The organism is Kitasatospora griseola, from assembly GCF_014648555.1.
Lineage (GTDB): Bacteria > Actinomycetota > Actinomycetes > Streptomycetales > Streptomycetaceae > Kitasatospora > Kitasatospora griseola.
Genome location: NZ_BMRI01000081.1, coordinates 1 through 228 on the forward strand (window position 1 = coordinate 1; position 228 = coordinate 228).

At 67.1% G+C, this 228-nt stretch carries 1 pseudogene; it reads left to right on the top strand.

The annotated features are described in order from the left end of the window. A pseudogene (locus IEZ12_RS37010) lies at positions 1-228 on the top strand (IS5/IS1182 family transposase); the annotation flags it as partial.

The window sequence follows — 228 nt, forward strand, 5'->3', positions numbered from 1 at the left end:
CAAGGCGACCATCCCCGAACGCCGGGACCAGATCGCCGGCCGCGCCCGCCGCGCAAGCCGCGGCGGGCGCCCACCTGTCTTCGACAAGACCGCCTACAAGGGACGGAACGTCGTCGAGCGCTGCTTCGCCAAACTGAAGCAATTCCGGGCAGTGGCAACCAGGTTCGACAAACTGGCCAACCGCTACCGAGCCGGCGTCGTCCTCGCATCACTGATCCTCTGGCTTCG